Origin of the sequence: Streptomyces sp. ISL-94 (assembly GCF_018614075.1) — a bacterium.
Taxonomy (GTDB): Bacteria; Actinomycetota; Actinomycetes; order Streptomycetales; family Streptomycetaceae; genus Streptomyces.
This window is the reverse complement of the sequence record NZ_JAGGOZ010000132.1, coordinates 14563-29348: the sequence shown is the minus strand read 5'-3', so window position 1 is coordinate 29348 and position 14786 is coordinate 14563. Positions and strand designations below refer to the sequence as shown.

Here is a 14786-nt window from a genome sequence, read left to right as displayed (position 1 = left end):
CCTAACAAAGCCCTACTAGTGGTGCCAGGCCCGGCCGCCCACGTTGTGGATGAACCGCTGCAGCACCTTCAGGGTGGCCAGGTACTCCTCGTCCGAGATGCCCGCGTGGCGCTCGTCCCACAAGTCCTTCTGCAGGGCGGCCGCCTGGTCGAAGAACGTCCGGCCCTCCGCCGTCAGCCCGAGGTTCCCCTTGTCGTCCTGCGTGATCCACCCTTGGGCGATGGTCGTGTCGATCTCCTCGGACAGGGCCTGCGCGCCCACGGAGAGGTAGCCCTGCAGGGTCTCGGTCACCTCGGCGCGGGTCTTCACCGTCTCGGCCCCGGCGACCTGGGCCAGGACCCACCACTGCGGCTGCGTGGTGCCGATCTGCGCGAGCGCCCCCCTGGTGCGGGTGACGACCGCGTCGTAGGCGGCCCAGCTCCAGTAGCCGATGGGCTGGCGGATCAGTTCGGCGTCGCTGTGCGAGTACTCCATGACGGTTCGCTCCGTTCGCTCTTCAAGATCGCTCGATACGGAAACCCTATGACCTCAACCGCAGTTGAGGTCTAGCCCGCTGTCCGAGCGCCCCGGATCCGGCGCCACAGCGAGGGGCCCGCGCTGATCAGGAGGGTCAGGCCGACGGCCAGGGCCACACCCTTCCAGGGCTCCGCGAAGAGGGAGCCGCCCAGGATGCCGATCAGGCCGTACGTCGCCGCCCAGGCGAGGCAGGCCGGGGCGTCGCCGCGGGCGAAGCGGCGCAGCGGCAGCTGCGCCAGCAGGCAGGCCAGCATCACCGGGATCCGGCCCGCCGGGAGCAGCCGGGACACCACCAGGACGAGCACCCCGTGCTCGTCCAGCCGCGTCTGCGCCTGCTCCAGCCGCTCGGGCGTGGCCCGGCCGCGCAACGCCTCCAGCCAGCGCGAGCCATTGCGCGACCGCACCCCGCGCCGGCCGAGCCAGTACAGCGCCACGTCCCCGGTGAACGCCGCCAGCGACGCCACCGCGCACACCAGCAACACCGCGAACGGCAACGACCGCTGATGGAACGCCACCACCGCCGCCGAGCTCACCAGCGCCCCGGTCGGGATCACCGGCACCAGCGCGCCGAGCGCCACCAGCACGAACAACGCCGGGTAGCCCACCGCCTGCTGGGTGGTCTCCGGCGGGACCTGGCCGGCCGCCGCCGCGATGTCGGGCCACGTCACGGCAGCCGCACCCGCTCGCCGTGGCCGGGCACCCGGACCGTCACCTTCGGGGCGAGCCGCCGCGCGCGGCGCTCGAACTCCTGGCCAGGCGCGTGGAATTCGTGCGGCCGCACCGCGTCCAGCCCGATCGGCCAGTACGTGCCGTAGTGCACCGGCACGGCTGCCGCCGGAGCCAGGTCGGCCAGGGCCCGCGCCGCCCGTCCCGCGTCCAGATGGCCCGGCCCCAGGTACGGGCCCCAGCCGCCCACCGGCAGCAGGGCCACGTCCACCGGCCCGACCTCCTCGGCCATGGCGTCGAACAGCCCAGTGTCCCCGGCGAAGTAGGTCCGCGCCGAACCCTGGACCACGTACCCGAGGGCCGGCGCGAGCCGCGGCCCGTACGGCAGCCGCCGCCCGTCGTGCCGGGCACTGACCGCGCGGATCCGTACGCCGCCTCCTACGTCGGCCTCCTCGCCCGGGGCCACCTCGGTCACCGCCAGCCCCCGCACGCCCGCGAGCCGGGCCAGCCCCGGCACCGCCCGGCGCGCGCCGCGGGGCACCAGCAGCCGGGTCCCGGGCGCGAGCGCGGCCAGCGACGGCAGATGCATGTGGTCGGCGTGCAGGTGCGACACCAGCACCACGTCCGCCACGGCCGCCTGCGCCGGGGGCACCGCCCCCCGCCGCCGCCGCAGGTGCGCGAGCCGCCGGGCGAACAGCGGGTCCGTCAGCACCCGTACCCCGGAGTCCTCGACTGTGCACGTGGCATGCCCCCACCAGGTGATCTCCACCGGCACCGGGCCTCCCTCCTCGCGCGTCCCGCCTCGCCACCGAGCCTAAAGGCTGCCCTTTCGATCCGCCCGGAACCGGAGCAGACCGCCCCCTCCTCCCCGGCGGCGGACCGCCCCCTCCTCCCCGGCGGCGGATCGGAGTAGGGTCGGGCGGCATGGAAGAGCTGCGCGTGGCCGCGATCGCCAGCCTGGCCCCGCTCGAAGACCTCGACGCCGACCCCTTCGCCGTGGACACCCGCAGCCAGCACGCCATGTGCGCGCGCTGGGCCGCCGACCGCGGCTACGTCGTGACACGCCACCTGCTCGTCTACGGGCTGCGCCCCGACCACTGCGGACTGTGGTGCGACGTCGACGCCGGGCAGGTCGACCTGTTCGTCGCCGCCAACCACCGGGTGCTGGCCCGCGCGCTGCGCTCCGTCGAGGAGTTCACCGCCGAGTGCGAGCGGCGCGGCGTACGGCTGGAGACCGCCGGGCACGAAGAGCCGCAGTACACCTCCGCGATGAAGGCCGAGGTGCACCGCCGGCTGTCCATGCCGACCGCGGGCTACGACGGCACCTGAGTCGGACCACCTCCCTCCCTCCCTCCCTCCCTCCCTGCCGACCCGTACCGGCCCTGCCGGCCCCTGCCGCGCGTCCGTGCGCCATCCGTGTCACCCCGCCCTACGAGCCCCGCTGTGCGAGCCTGGAGAGCGGGACGGGGGCTCGCGGGTGCGTCGTGGGCCGGAGCGGTGAGGCGGGTGCGGCGTGGCGCGAGGACGGTGGCGGACCGCGGGCGGCGCACTGATACGGGTGGCCCTCGTCTGGGCGGCGTCGACGCTGACCCTGCTCGCGCTGGCCGGGATCCTGCCGGACTTCAGGCTCCAGTCCGGTGACGGCGACAGCATCACGCAGATCGGCGTCACCGCCGCGTGGGGCGCAGGCGCCTTCGGCCTGCTGAGCGCGCTGGTCTGGCCCGTGCTCGTACGCGCCCTGCTGCTGGTGCCCGCCCTCGTACTGGGACTGCTCGTCTTCTTCCTCAACGGCTCGCTGCTGCTCATAGCCCTCAGCCTGACCCCGGCCGGGCGCGGCGAGGCGGCCCCCGAGACGGCGGTGGTCGTGGCCGCCGTGATGTCCGCCGTGGCCTCGGCGACCTCCACCGCGCTCGCGGTGCGCGACGACGAGGCGTATCGCCGCCGGCTCTACCGGCTCGCCGACCGGCGGCGCCGGCGCCGGCGCAGGGCAGGGGCCCGTGGCGCGAACGAGGCGGTGCCCGGGCTGGTCTTCCTCCAGCTCGACGGGGTCGGGTACGAGGTGCTGCGCCACGCCTGCGCCGGCGGACTGATGCCGACCGTCGCCGGCTGGCTGGACCGCAGCCACCGCATCACCTCCTGGCACACCGACTGGTCGAGCCAGACCGGCGCCAGCCAGCTCGGCATCCTGCACGGCTCCAACTTCGACGTGCCCGCCTTCCGCTGGTACGAGAAGGACACCGGCGAGGTGGTGGTCTGCAACCGGCCCACCAGCGCCGCCGAGCTCCAGCGGCGCGCCGTCGAGCGCACGGGGGACGGCGGGCTGCTCACCCTCGACGGGGCCAGCCGGGGCAACCTCTTCAGCGGGGGCGCGGACCAGCTGGCGCTCGTCCTCTCGGTCTCCGCCCGCCGGGGCCGGGCGAACCGCTCCCGCGCGGGCTACTTCGCGTACTTCTCGGATCCGGCCAACGCCGTCCGCACCGCCCTGTCCTTCGTCGCCGAGGCCGGCCGCGAGGTGGGCCAGTCGCTGCGGGCGCGGATCCGCGGGGACCGGCCCCGCGTGGCCCGCGGCGGGCTGTATCCGCTGATCCGGGCCTTCGCCACGGTCGTGGAACGGGACGTGGTCGTGGCAGCGGTGATCGGTGACATGCTCGCCGGCCGCGCCGCGGTCTACGCCGACCTGGTCGCCTACGACGAGGTCGCCCACCACTCCGGCCCGCGCGGCCGGGACACCGACCAGGTGCTGGAGCGCCTGGACCGGAGCCTCGCCCTGATCGCCCGGGTCGCCGAGCACGCCTCGCGCGACTACCGGATCGTGCTGCTCTCCGACCACGGCCAGAGCCCGGGGGAGACCTTCCTCGCCCGGTACGGGCTGACCCTGAAGGACCTGGTCCGGGCGGGCTGCGGACTGCCGGTCTCCCGCCGGGCCGGCCGTACGCACAGTGGCGCCGAGGCCCGCACGGCCGTCCTGGCGGCCCTGCACCGCCCGGTGGAGGAGGGCGAGGAGGCGCACCCGCGGCCCGGTTCCGACCCGGTGGTGCTGGCCTCGGGCAACCTCGGTCTGATCTCCTTCCCGGACGTACCCGGCCGGGCTTCGCGCGAGCGGATCGAACGCGCGCACCCCGCCCTGCTGGCGACCCTGGCGAACCACCCGGGCGTGGGCTTCCTGCTGGTGGACGGGGTGGTGCTGGGCCCGGGCGGGGCGGAGGCCCGCCTCGACGTCCCGGGGGAGGCGGAGGAGCTGCTCGCTCCCTTCGGCCCCGGCGCGGCCGAGGCGGTCCGCCGGACCGATGCCTTCCCGCACGTGGCCGACATCATGGTGAACTCGGCGTACGACCCGGCCACCGGCGCCGTGCACGCCTTCGAGGAGCAGATCGGCTCGCACGGCGGTCTGGGCGGCGAGCAGGGGCACCCGTTCCTGATGTGGCCGACCGAGCTGTCGGACCCGGGCGCGGAGCTGGTGGGCGCCGAGGCGGTGCACGGCGTACTGCGGCGCTGGCTGCGGGAGGCGGACGGCCCGCAGGCACCGGTCGGCCTCGGGCGGTCGGCGGTTCCGGCGGTCGCGGCGGTTGCGGCCGTTCCGGAGGGCGCCACGGCACCGGACCGGCCAGGCCGTCGGTCTCGGGAACGGCTCCGGGAGGATTCCCGGCCAGAGGCCGGATCCGGCGGAACCTTTCCCTCCGCAGGGGTCCCCGCGCCGGACGAAACCCGTTGATTTGGTGCGGCCTGCGCGGTGGTCAACCATGGGTTGACCTGCCCACCATGTGAGACAACCCGAGGCGCACCACCGATGACCAGCACCGCAGCCCTGCCCACCGAGACCGGCAAGGCCGCCGGGCCCGGCGATGCGACCCCGCAGGGGGACCCGCATGCCCGGCGCTTCGGCCTGCCGATCGCCACCTGCCTGGTCATGGGCAACATCATCGGCGGCGGAATCTTCCTGCTCCCCGCCTCGGTGGCCCCCTTCGGCACGATCAGCCTCCTCGCCTTCGCCGTGCTCACCCTCGGCGCGGTCGCCCTCGCACTCGTCTTCGGCCGCCTCGCCCAGCGGCACCCGCAGACCGGCGGCCCCTACGTCTACGCCCGCGCCGCCTTCGGCGACTTCGCCGGCTTCCTCGCCGCCTGGAGCTACTGGATCACCACCTGGGTCTCCAACGCGGCCCTCGCCGTGGCGGCCGTCGGCTACCTCTCCGTGCTCTTCCCGGCCGTCGGGACCCACCAGTGGTCCATGTGCCTGGCCGCCCTCGCCGTGCAGTGGCTCCCGGCGCTCGCCAACCTGGCCGGCACCCGGTACGTCGGCGCCGTCCAACTGGTCGCGACCGTACTGAAGTTCGCCCCGCTGCTGCTCGTGGCCGTCGGCGGGCTGTACTTCTTCGACCCGGCCAACCTCGGACCCTTCCGGGCCACCGGCCAGAGCGCGGTCGGCGCCGTCTCCGCCTCCGCCGCGATCCTGCTCTTCAGCTACCTGGGCGTCGAATCCGCCGCCGTGAGCGCAGGCGAGGTCCGAGACCCGGCCCGCAACGTCGGCCGGGCCACCATCCTGGGCACCGTCGGCGCCGCCACCGTCTACCTGCTCGGCACCCTCTCCGTCTTCGGCCTGGTCGCGCACGAGAAGCTGGTCTCCTCCGAGGCCCCCTTCACCGACGCCGTCAACGCCATGTTTTCCGCAGATGGAGGGGCCGGCGGCACCTGGGGCGGCACGGCGGTCGCCTGCGCCGCCGTGATCTCGATGGTCGGCGCCCTCAACGGCTGGACCCTGCTCAGCGCGCAGACCCCGTACGCGGCCGCCAAGGACGGGCTCTTCCCGAAGATCTTCGAGACGAAGAAGCGGGGCGTCCCGGTGGCCGGCGTGGTCGTCACGGTCGTCCTGGCCTCGGCCCTGACCGTCTACAACTACACAGCCGGCTCGGAGGGGGTGTTCGAGGTCCTCGTCCTCGTCACCACTTTCACCGCGACCGTCCCCTACCTGCTCTCCACCGCCGCGCAGGTCCACTTCCTGCTCTCCGGCCAGGCCCAGCGGGTCCACCGCGGCCGCCTGGCCCGCGACGCCGCCCTCGCCTGCCTGGGCTTCGCCTTCTCGATGTGGCTGGTGGCCGGCTCCGGCTACGCCGCCGTCTACCAGGGTGTGCTCTTCCTCTTCGCGGGCGTCCTCGTGTACGCCGTGATGTCCGCCCGCAGGCGGCGGGCGGCCGATTGCCCCGCGGAGTAACTTCGCAAGGCCCGGGGGGTAACTTGGGAAGAAGAGGGCAGCCAGGGGGGCTCTAAGGGGTCGCCATGTCCGCGATCAGCAACACCATCGAAATCGAACGCAGCCCCGAGGACGTCTACGCCTACGTGACGGACCCCACGCACCTGCCGGAGTGGCAGGCCAGCGCCGTGTCCGCCGTTCCCATGGGCGACCTCCCGGTCCACGTCGGGTCGCGGGTCCTCATCACCCGGCAGATAGGCAGGCGGAGGATCCCCTCGACGGTGGAGTTCACGGAACTCGACCCGCCGCGCAGCTGGCACCTCCACGGCGTCGACGGGCCGGTCCGGCCGGACGTACGGGGCAGGATCGAACCCCTCGGCGACGGAACCCGCTCACGCGTCACGCTGTCCGTCGACTTCGAGGGCCACGGCGTGGGCAGGGGCCTCGTCCCGCTCGTGGTCAAGCCCATGCTCCGCAAGGAGATGCCGCGCAGCGAGGAGAAGCTCAAGCACCTGCTGGAGCACTCCCCGCGCTGATTCCGGGGCATGAGAAACCGGGTGCCCAGGGGCGCGTGGTGCGCCCACGCCTCCAGCGGGCGGAGGACTTCCCGGCCGGAGCCCCAGTGCTGGTGATCACGGACGGGCGGTGCGACACCCTGCGGATCCGGCGCGAACACGCCTATCCGGTTCCGCAGGGTGCCTCCCTGCCGTTCACACCCGAGGGGCCCGGTCTTCCGACCGGCCTGAGGGCCTCGACGGTTTAGTCGAGGTAGTCGCGCAGCACCTGCGAACGCGACGGGTGGCGCAGCTTCGACATGGTCTTGGACTCGATCTGGCGGATGCGCTCACGGGTGACCCCGTACACGCGGCCGATCTCGTCCAGGGTCTTCGGCTGGCCGTCGTTGAGGCCGTAGCGCATGGAGACCACGCCCGCCTCGCGCTCGGAGAGCGTGCCCAGGATCGACTGGAGCTGCTCCTGGAGGAAGGTGAAGGAGACCGCGTCCGCGGGCACGACCGCCTCGGAGTCCTCGATGAGGTCACCGAACTCGCTGTCGCCCTCCTCACCCAGCGGGGTGTGCAGGGAGATCGGCTCGCGGCCGTACTTCTGGACCTCGATGACCTTCTCAGGGGTCATGTCGAGCTCCTTGCCCAGCTCCTCCGGAGTGGGCTCCCGGCCGAGGTCCTGGAGCATCTGGCGCTGCACGCGGGCGAGCTTGTTGATGATCTCGACCATGTGGACGGGGATGCGGATGGTGCGCGACTGGTCGGCCATGGCACGCGTGATCGCCTGCCGGATCCACCAGGTCGCGTACGTGGAGAACTTGAAGCCCTTGGTGTAGTCGAACTTCTCCACGGCGCGGATCAGGCCGACGTTGCCCTCCTGGATCAGGTCCAGGAAGAGCATGCCGCGGCCCGTGTAGCGCTTGGCCAGGGAGACCACGAGACGGAGGTTGGCCTCCAGCAGGTGGTTCTTGGCGCGGCGCCCGTCCTCGACGAGGATCTCCAGCTCGCGCTTGAAGGCGGGCTTGTGGTCCTCCTCCTCTTCGAGCTTGTACTCGGAGAACAGGCCCGCCTCGATGCGCTTGGCGAGCTCGACCTCCTGCTCGGCGTTGAGGAGCGGCACCTTGCCGATGAGCTTGAGGTAGTCCTTGACGGGGTCGGCGGTGGCGCCGGCCACCATGACCGTCTGCGCCGGGGCGTCGTCCTCGTCGTCGTCGGACAGGACGAAGCCCTGCGTGCCGCCGGCCTTGGGGGTCCCCTCCTCGGCCTCGTCGGCGAGGTCCTCGGCCGCCCAGTCCTCGCCCACGGCCACGGGGGCCTCGGCCTCGTCGGCGTCCTTGGCGCCGGCCTTCTTCGCCGCCGTCTTCTTGGTGGCGGTCTTCTTCGCGGTGGCGGTCTTCTTGACCGTCCGCTTCTTCGGCTCGGCGGCGGCCTCGGCCGTCACCTCGTCCTCGACGGAGCCGGCCGACGGTGCGGATATCGCCGCAGCGGTGGTCGTGGTCGTGGTCACGCCCGTGGCGGCCGTCTTGCGCGCACCGATGGGGCGCGGCGCGGCGGCGGCCTTCTTGGCCACGGTGCGGGCAGGGGCGGCAGCCGCCTTGCGGGGCTTCTTGGCGGCAGCCTTGGTGGCGGGGGCGGCGCTGACGTGAAGGGCGACACCCTCCTCGTCCAGGACCTGGTTCAGGCTGCGCAGGACCCGCTTCCACTGGTCCACCGGGATGCGGCCGGCCTCGAAGGCCTGGCGCACGTCGTCACCGTTGATGTGACCCTGCTCGCGGCCGCGCTCGACGAGCGCGACCAGGGCCTCCGATTCGGCGATCTCCGGAGGGAACGTACGGGACGGGCTGAGCGACACAAGGAGCCTCTCGTTGCGAACAGATTAAGGGTGGGCGGGACATCATCGCGCGAACTTGGGAAACAGACCCGAGGGGGGTCTGTATTCCGGGCCGCGCGAGGACACCTGTCGGTTCATCGCATGCCCGAGTCGATTCGTTACGCGCTGAATTGAGTGACCTGCGCCACGCTGTGGCCGCGCAACCGATCCGGCGTGGATCCGTCCGCCCGCTGCCAGCCCGTTTTGCGGGCTTCGATGAGGATACGGGTGCTGTACGCCACGGACGGCCCTTCCGTGCGGTCTGTTCGTGGAGCTCACGTAACCGGTCCCGGTGCTGCCCGACCCTGAAGCCGGGCACTGCCCAGATAACCTTCCGGAGGAATGAAGCTCTCTCCCGCCCGAGGGCGGGAGATTCCCTTCTGGATCACTCCGAAGGGTTTGACGGCTCTTACGTCCGTCCGTGCGACGGTCCTCCCGACCGCCGGGCGGGTCAGTGACCTGCCGGATGTTGCCAACTTGGTTATCGCTGGCGCAGGTTCCAACTCTAGCAGGGCAGCTGCGGCGCTCCGATGAAGCCTCCGATGTGGGCGAGTAATCGTCCCAGGTCGGACGCCGGTCATCCACCGGATGAGTCGACTACACTGGGCGGCGGGCCGTGACTGGCGTTCGGGTGGATCACCACCGGGGAGCGGCCCGGTGTACGGCGCACCTTCCCGTACGTCGACTGCCGCGCGCCTGGGCGAACCGCGATCCGCAGCGACGTTCAGGAGACCCCGTGACGACTGCCACTGCCCAGCTGATGGACGGCACCGCCCTCGCGCGCCGCATTTCCGAGGAGACCGCCGCCCTCGCGGCGAAGATCACCGAGCGCACAGGTAGCGCACCCTGCCTCGCGACCGTGCTGGTCGGCGAGGACCCCGCGTCCGTGACGTACGTACGCATGAAGCAGAACCGTTGCGCCAAGGCCGGGATCACCTCCCGCCACGTGGAGCTGCCGGCCGAGACCACCACCGAGGAGCTGGTGGCCGCCCTCACCGCGCTCTCCGAGGACCCCGAGGTCAGCGGCATCCTGCTCCAGCACCCCGTCCCGCACCACGTCGACGAGCGCGCCGCCTTCGAGGCCATCGCCCCGGGCAAGGACGTCGACGGGGTCACCATGCACTCCTTCGCCGCCATGGGCTTCGGACTGCCGGGCTTCGTCTCCTGCACTCCCGGCGGCATCATGCGGCTGCTCGCCGCCTACGACGTGGACCTGACCGGCAAGCACGCCGTGGTCGTCGGCCGCAGCGCGATCCTGGGCAAGCCGGCCGGGATGCTGCTGCTGGAGCAGAACGCCACCGTCACCTACTGCCACTCCCGTACGCAGGACCTGCCCTCGATCGTGCGGCAGGCGGACGTGCTGGTCGCCGCCGTCGGCAAGGCCGAGTTCATCCGGGGCGAGGACATCAAGCCGGGCGCCGTGGTCCTGGACGCCGGCTACAACGAGGGCAACGTCGGCGACGTCCACTTCGAGTCGGCCGCCGCCCGCGCCTCGCTGATCACGCCCGTACCGGGTGGTGTCGGCCCGATGACCATCGCGGTCCTGCTGGAGCAGACCGTGCAGGCCGCCGCCGCGCAGGCCGGGCTGGAGCTCGCGGACCTCTGAGCGGCGCCGCACGCGTCCCCGCACGGCGAACGCCCCGGGCCTTCGGGCCCGGGGCGTTCGCCGTGGGCCGTCAGGCCTGTGCGGTGGCGGACCGGCGGGCGGTCGCGACGATCGGGGAGTGGCGGAACTCCCGGGCCAGCGCGCCCAGCGACCGGCAGCCCATGCGGTACGGGTCCGGATGCCCCGGGTCCGGATGCCCCGGTCCGGCCGCCGCCCTGCGCCCGCAGGCCGAGGCCAGCACCGCAGCATCCGCCACCACCGCCGCCCGCGCCTCGCTCAGGCCCTGGCCGCGCGCGGCCTCGTACGCGGCGCGGCGCACCTCGGGGTCGAACCAGCCGGCCAGCGCCAGGATCCCGTCGTCGATGACCGACTCGCGGTGGATCAGCCGGATCCCCACCGGCGACCACCACGCCAGCGGCACCGTCCGTACGCTCGACGCCGCGAAGCCCCGCAGCGCCTTCCACAGCGGGTGCAGCCGCCGGTACTGCCTGAAGTCCCGCCAGGCCGCCGACCCGCCCACCAGCGGAGCGATGAACCCGGAGGCCACGAGCAGGGCCGCCGCCGCGGCCAGCGGGGGCGCCGTGTCGGTGGACAGGGTGTCCCAGTCGCGGCCCGTCCAGCGGGCGCCCAGCGCGGTCCACTTCACGGCGATGTAGCCCAGGTCCAGCAGCCCGCCCCACATGATCAGGCACAGTCCGGTCCGCAGCGGCCGCAGCGAGGGGTCGGCGCGCAGCAGCCACTTCCCGGTCAGCACGGTCAGAGCCGAAGTGCCCACGGTGTGCGCCAGCAGGTAGCAGACGACCATCTCCCGGATCCAGGGCGTATTGGCGTAGTACGTGTCCAGGTCCCGCAGCCGTTCCACCGGTGCGTCGCCGATCACGAACAGGGTGACGATCGCCAGCGAGACGGCGCCGAAGCCGGTCAGCGTCAGCCGGGTGGCCCGCCGCACCACGGCCGGCGGCCCGCCGGCCCAGTGCACGACCAGGAGGACGCACGTCGCGGAGAACGCGGTGATCGCGCAGAACACCAGCGGGGCCGCGAAGTTGACCACACCCGTCAGGCGGTTGACCGCCGCGATCGACGGCGGGGCCGCCAGGAAGACGGTGAGGCAGGCGACGGAGAGCAGCGCGCACACGGACCGCATGAGCGGCTGATCCCAGCATCTGCGCAGCGTCGGCGCCTTGACGAGCAGGGTCAGGGCCATCAGCGATCCCGGCCCGTAGAGGATGAGGCCGTCCGTCATCGCACCTGGCCGACGGGGTCGGCCGGGCCCGTCCGTCCGGCCGGACCGGCGGCGTCCAGCCCGGCGACCGCCCGCTCGGCCGCCGTGAGCGGCGGCGCCTTCAGCGCGCCCCGGTCGGACGCGCGCAGCACGTGCCAGACCACCGAGGGGCGCAGCCAGTACGTGGGCGGGTTGCTCATGGTGATCACCTGGAGGAAGGCGGCCGTGAGCGACTCCCGGGTCGTGGCCCCGGTCATCAGCCTGCTGACGTAGGCGTTGAGGAGCCCGGCCCCGGCCCGCGGCCGCATCCCGGTGGCGCCGGGGTAGAGGATGTCCTGCGAGGTGGCGAGTTCCCAGGCGGTGGCCACCTGCGGGGCGAGCGCGCGCTGCGCCTCGCGGCCGAAGCCGGGGTGGGCGAGGCCCTCGGCGCGGAGCAGGGCGCGTACGGCCAGCAGCCCCTGCGCGGCGACGGTCATGCCCTGCCCGTAGAGCGGGTTGAAGGTGGCGACCGAGTCACCGACGGCGAAGAAGCCGTCGGGCAGCTCCGCCTTCTCGAAGTAGATCCGGCGGTTTGCTGTGCCCTGGGTGACGGCGACGTCCGTGAGGGGCTTCTTCCCCTCCAGGAGTTCGCCGACGATCGGGTCCCGGACGCTCTTGGCGAACGGGATGAACGCGTCGGGGTCGCCGGTCGGCTGGCCGCCCCGGGTGCCGGACAGGGTGGCCTGCCACTGGCCGTTCTCGATGGGCACGATGGTGGCCGTCTGCCCGGGTACGGGCACGCGCGGGTCGGACTGCACGTTGACGATGGGGAAGCCCATCGCGTGCGCTCCGGCGGGCGCCTCGAAGATCCGGGTCGCGTAGACCAGGCCGGAGTCGACCTCGGCCTGCCGGATGCCCCCCACCCCGAGCTCCGCCAGCCAGGTCTGCGCGCGGGAGCCGCGCCCGCTCGCGTCGATCACGAGGTCGGCGCGGACCAGCCTGCCCTCCTCCTCCGGGGTGTCCACGCGGACGCCGGTGACGCGGGCCGCCGTGCCCTCCAGGCTGCGGACCCGGCTCTGCTGGAGGGTGGTGACCCCTTTCAGGCCGGTCACCCGGGCGCGGACCACCGAGTCGAGGAGGTCGCGGCTGCAGGAGATGTTGAACTGCTTCTCCCCGAAGCGGGGGATCCAGCCCTGGGCGGTCTTGGTGACCAGGTCGGCGGGCAGGCTGCGGCGGATCGCGCCCGCCGCCGTCCACTCCTCGGTGATGCCGGGCAGGATGTCCTCGATGGCGCGCGCCCCGCCGGACCACATGACGTGGACGTGCCGGGCCTGGGGCAGGCCGCGGCGCGGCGCCGGGCCGTCGGGGAGGGTGTCCGCGTCGATGACGGTGACCGTCGCGTGCTCGGCCAGGACGGCGGCGGCGAGGAGGCCGGACATGCTGCCGCCGATGACGACGGCGTGGCGGCGGGGCGGGGAAGACTGGGTCATCGTGTGGTGCTCTCTGTCAGGGCCGTGCGGAGGCATCGGCGCGAAGGGTGCGGCGGTCGGCTGGGCGGCGGTCACCGGGGTGACGCGGGACGCCCCCAGCCGAGCGAGGTGTTGATGCGCTCGATCGCCTCGGGGAACTGCTCTGCCCTGGGTGGCGGCAGGTACGGCTTGAGGAGTTTGCCCAGGTGCAGGCCGAAGATCTCGGCCCTGGTCTCCGCCGGGTCCTCGCGGTCCTCGCGGTCGGCGCGGGCGGCGGCCTGGCGGATCACGGTGCCCAGCCCGGTGTCGGTGCGCAGCAGCCCGGCGAGGTCTCCGTGGACTGCCGTCAGCCGCGCGGCCACCGCCATGCCCGGGCCGTGGCGGTGGCAGGTGCCCTCGTCCACGTGCCACAACTCGTGGCAGGCGATGACGAGTTGGTGTTCGGGCCGGGTGCGTTCCTCGATGACGAGCAGATCGCGCCCCTCCATCTCCAGCCACAGCCCGCTGGCCGTGTCGGGAGGGAAGGAAGCGAATCGGAAGTCGACCTTCCGGCCGCCGCCGCGCCGGCGGCCGTACGCCTCGCACACACCGCCGATGATCGAGGTGACATCGGCGGGAGGCGTCAGGCCCGCGTCGGCGAGCAGGTCGTCGGCGAGCCTGCGCATCGCCCGTGTGGTCCTCACGGTGCTTCCCCCTCGCGGCCGAGCCGGCCTTCCCGTGCCAGCAGGTCGTCCAGGTGGTCCGCGAGCGACCTCCAGCCCCGCGGGGAGAGCCTGCCCGCCCGCGTGACGATGCTGCGGACGTCGTGCGCCCGCATCACGGCCAGCATCGGGTTCTCCTCCGCCCTCTCGGCGGACTCCAGCTCGTGCTCGATTCCGGTGAGGGCGGTGGCGAGCGCCTCGGTGTCCTCGGCCAGCAGGAAGCCGCCCTCGACCCCGTAGAAGCGCTGGATCCCCGACGCCGCCGCGAGGTTGGGCAGGCCTTCGCCCTGGGCGAGGCGGGTCAGCGACTGCCCGGACGCGTCGAAGGACTTGGCGATGGCCGCCAGGGAGTGGGGCTGCCCGTCCTCCCTTAACCGGGTGCGCCGCAGGTGCTCGAACCGCTGGTGCACCTGTTCCTTCAGGGGCAGCCGGGGCGGCCTGCCGTCGAGGGTGAGCCGGATGGCCTTCGGGGTCATGCCGGTGCGGTACGAGAGGTGCTCCAGGCCGTCCGGGCCGTCCAGACCGTCCGGGCCGGTCGCGGCCGACAGGGCGAGGGCCCGTTCCACGGCACTCTTGGAGTCGGCCAGCAGGAAGCCGGCGTAGACCCCGAAGAAACACTGCACGCCCGCCGCGTGGCCCAGCCGCGGCAGCCCGGTGCCCGCGTTGAGGGGACCGAGGGAGGCACCGGGCGCGCCGAAGTCGTCGGCGATGGCAGCGAGCGGCCACTCCCGGCCGTGCTTGTCGCGACGGGTGGCCCGCAGCCGCAGGAAGCGCTGGTGCACGCGCCGCTCCAGTGGAACCTCGGCGGCGGTGCCCTCGACCACCCGCCGCACCCGCTCGGGTTCGACCCCGGACAGATGGCTCAGCCGCTCCACGGCCAGCACCTCGCCCGGGTCCCGGCCGCACCGCTCCGACAACTCCCCGACGCGGTGCCAGAGCACAGCGAGGTCGGTTCGGGCGTCGGCTCGCACCGGCAGCTTCTCCGTAAGTCGACAGGGAGTTCGAGTGACTCGGGCTCCGCGAAGCCTAGCTCCCCCGCACCTCACAGGACAGGGGAACCCCCACCTTT

At 73.2% G+C, this 14786-nt stretch carries 14 protein-coding genes, 1 pseudogene and 1 riboswitch; of the genes and pseudogenes, 6 read left to right on the top strand and 9 right to left on the bottom strand.

Translation table 11 applies throughout. The annotated features are described in order from the left end of the window. Nucleotides 1-15: 15 nt before the first annotated feature. The 3 genes from J7E94_RS32710 to J7E94_RS32700 form a co-directional block, all read right to left on the bottom strand. On the bottom strand, nucleotides 16-474 hold the full coding sequence (locus J7E94_RS32710) for a MarR family winged helix-turn-helix transcriptional regulator (RefSeq protein WP_215020457.1): 459 nt from the start codon (nucleotides 472-474) through the stop codon (nucleotides 16-18). 71 nt (nucleotides 475-545) lie between these two features. Beyond that, entirely contained in the window at nucleotides 546-1184 is a 639-nt protein-coding gene (locus tag J7E94_RS32705) for a VTT domain-containing protein (RefSeq protein WP_308345615.1), read from the bottom strand. Next, complete coding sequence (locus J7E94_RS32700; protein WP_215020456.1) at nucleotides 1181-1957, bottom strand: MBL fold metallo-hydrolase; 777 nt, start codon at nucleotides 1955-1957, stop codon at nucleotides 1181-1183. The genes J7E94_RS32705 and J7E94_RS32700 overlap by 4 nt, the downstream gene beginning before the upstream one ends. Nucleotides 1958-2106: 149 nt before the next feature. Between J7E94_RS32700 and J7E94_RS32695 the strand changes: the two genes are divergently transcribed. The 5 genes from J7E94_RS32695 (at nucleotide 2107) to J7E94_RS32675 (ending at nucleotide 7130) form a co-directional block, all read left to right on the top strand. Then, nucleotides 2107-2511 carry a hypothetical protein gene (locus J7E94_RS32695; RefSeq protein WP_215020455.1) on the top strand — a complete coding sequence of 135 codons (405 nt, stop codon included), beginning with the start codon at nucleotides 2107-2109 and terminating at the stop codon, nucleotides 2509-2511. A gap of 184 nt (nucleotides 2512-2695) precedes the next feature. Beyond that, nucleotides 2696-4894 (top strand): phage holin family protein, encoded by a 2199-nt coding sequence (locus J7E94_RS32690; protein ID WP_215020454.1) that lies wholly within the window; start codon nucleotides 2696-2698, stop codon nucleotides 4892-4894. A 75-nt stretch (nucleotides 4895-4969) separates the two neighbouring features. Then, on the top strand, nucleotides 4970-6388 hold the full coding sequence (locus J7E94_RS32685) for an amino acid permease (protein ID WP_215020453.1): 1419 nt from the start codon (nucleotides 4970-4972) through the stop codon (nucleotides 6386-6388). A gap of 65 nt (nucleotides 6389-6453) precedes the next feature. Then, complete coding sequence (locus J7E94_RS32680) at nucleotides 6454-6903, top strand: SRPBCC family protein (protein WP_215020452.1); 450 nt, start codon at nucleotides 6454-6456, stop codon at nucleotides 6901-6903. Between the two features lie 38 nt (nucleotides 6904-6941). Beyond that, the gene (locus J7E94_RS32675) at nucleotides 6942-7130 is read left to right on the top strand and encodes a hypothetical protein (RefSeq protein WP_374224527.1); all 189 of its coding nucleotides are present in this window, start codon (nucleotides 6942-6944) and stop codon (nucleotides 7128-7130) included. Here the strand turns inward: J7E94_RS32675 and J7E94_RS32670 are convergent. Together J7E94_RS32670 and J7E94_RS35180 are read right to left on the bottom strand one after the other, a co-directional pair. Further along, on the bottom strand, nucleotides 7127-8722 hold the full coding sequence (locus J7E94_RS32670; protein WP_215020451.1) for an RNA polymerase sigma factor: 1596 nt from the start codon (nucleotides 8720-8722) through the stop codon (nucleotides 7127-7129). The two genes, J7E94_RS32675 and J7E94_RS32670, sit on opposite strands and share 4 nt — an antisense overlap. A 137-nt stretch (nucleotides 8723-8859) precedes the next feature. Beyond that, nucleotides 8860-9083 (bottom strand): annotated as a pseudogene (locus J7E94_RS35180) (hypothetical protein); the annotation flags it as partial. A 263-nt stretch (nucleotides 9084-9346) separates the two neighbouring features. Continuing rightward, nucleotides 9347-9449, top strand: a riboswitch (ZMP/ZTP riboswitch). 51 nt (nucleotides 9450-9500) lie between these two features. On the opposite strand from J7E94_RS35180, the gene J7E94_RS32665 reads away from it, so the two are divergent. Continuing rightward, the gene (locus J7E94_RS32665; protein WP_215020461.1) at nucleotides 9501-10346 is read left to right on the top strand and encodes a bifunctional 5,10-methylenetetrahydrofolate dehydrogenase/5,10-methenyltetrahydrofolate cyclohydrolase; all 846 of its coding nucleotides are present in this window, start codon (nucleotides 9501-9503) and stop codon (nucleotides 10344-10346) included. Between the two features lie 70 nt (nucleotides 10347-10416). Here J7E94_RS32665 and J7E94_RS32660 read toward each other — a convergent pair whose 3' ends face one another. The 4 genes from J7E94_RS32660 to J7E94_RS32645 all read right to left on the bottom strand — a co-directional run bounded on the left by J7E94_RS32660 (nucleotide 10417) and on the right by J7E94_RS32645 (nucleotide 14688). Next, complete coding sequence (locus J7E94_RS32660) at nucleotides 10417-11589, bottom strand: MAB_1171c family putative transporter (protein WP_215020450.1); 1173 nt, start codon at nucleotides 11587-11589, stop codon at nucleotides 10417-10419. Next, on the bottom strand, nucleotides 11586-13037 hold the full coding sequence (locus J7E94_RS32655) for an NAD(P)/FAD-dependent oxidoreductase (RefSeq protein WP_215020449.1): 1452 nt from the start codon (nucleotides 13035-13037) through the stop codon (nucleotides 11586-11588). The genes J7E94_RS32660 and J7E94_RS32655 overlap by 4 nt, the downstream gene beginning before the upstream one ends. A gap of 71 nt (nucleotides 13038-13108) precedes the next feature. Further along, nucleotides 13109-13699: a toxin-antitoxin system, toxin component gene (locus J7E94_RS32650; protein ID WP_215020448.1), complete on the bottom strand. Its 591-nt coding sequence runs from the start codon at nucleotides 13697-13699 to the stop codon at nucleotides 13109-13111. Then, on the bottom strand, nucleotides 13696-14688 hold the full coding sequence (locus J7E94_RS32645; protein ID WP_215020447.1) for a hypothetical protein: 993 nt from the start codon (nucleotides 14686-14688) through the stop codon (nucleotides 13696-13698). Before J7E94_RS32645 ends, J7E94_RS32650 begins: the two co-directional genes overlap by 4 nt. Between the last annotated feature and the right edge of the window lie 98 nt (nucleotides 14689-14786).

Coding starts and splice junctions, on each gene's coding strand:
- J7E94_RS32695 (WP_215020455.1), top strand. CDS start 2,107: ATGGAAGAGCTGCGCGTGGCCGCGATCGCCAGCCTGGCCCCGCTCGAA.
- J7E94_RS32665 (WP_215020461.1), top strand. CDS start 9,501: ATGGACGGCACCGCCCTCGCGCGCCGCATTTCCGAGGAGACCGCCGCC.
- J7E94_RS32660 (WP_215020450.1), bottom strand. CDS start 11,589: ATGACGGACGGCCTCATCCTCTACGGGCCGGGATCGCTGATGGCCCTG.
- J7E94_RS32710 (WP_215020457.1), bottom strand. CDS start 474: ATGGAGTACTCGCACAGCGACGCCGAACTGATCCGCCAGCCCATCGGC.
- J7E94_RS32685 (WP_215020453.1), top strand. CDS start 4,970: ATGACCAGCACCGCAGCCCTGCCCACCGAGACCGGCAAGGCCGCCGGG.
- J7E94_RS32680 (WP_215020452.1), top strand. CDS start 6,454: ATGTCCGCGATCAGCAACACCATCGAAATCGAACGCAGCCCCGAGGAC.
- J7E94_RS32655 (WP_215020449.1), bottom strand. CDS start 13,037: ATGACCCAGTCTTCCCCGCCCCGCCGCCACGCCGTCGTCATCGGCGGC.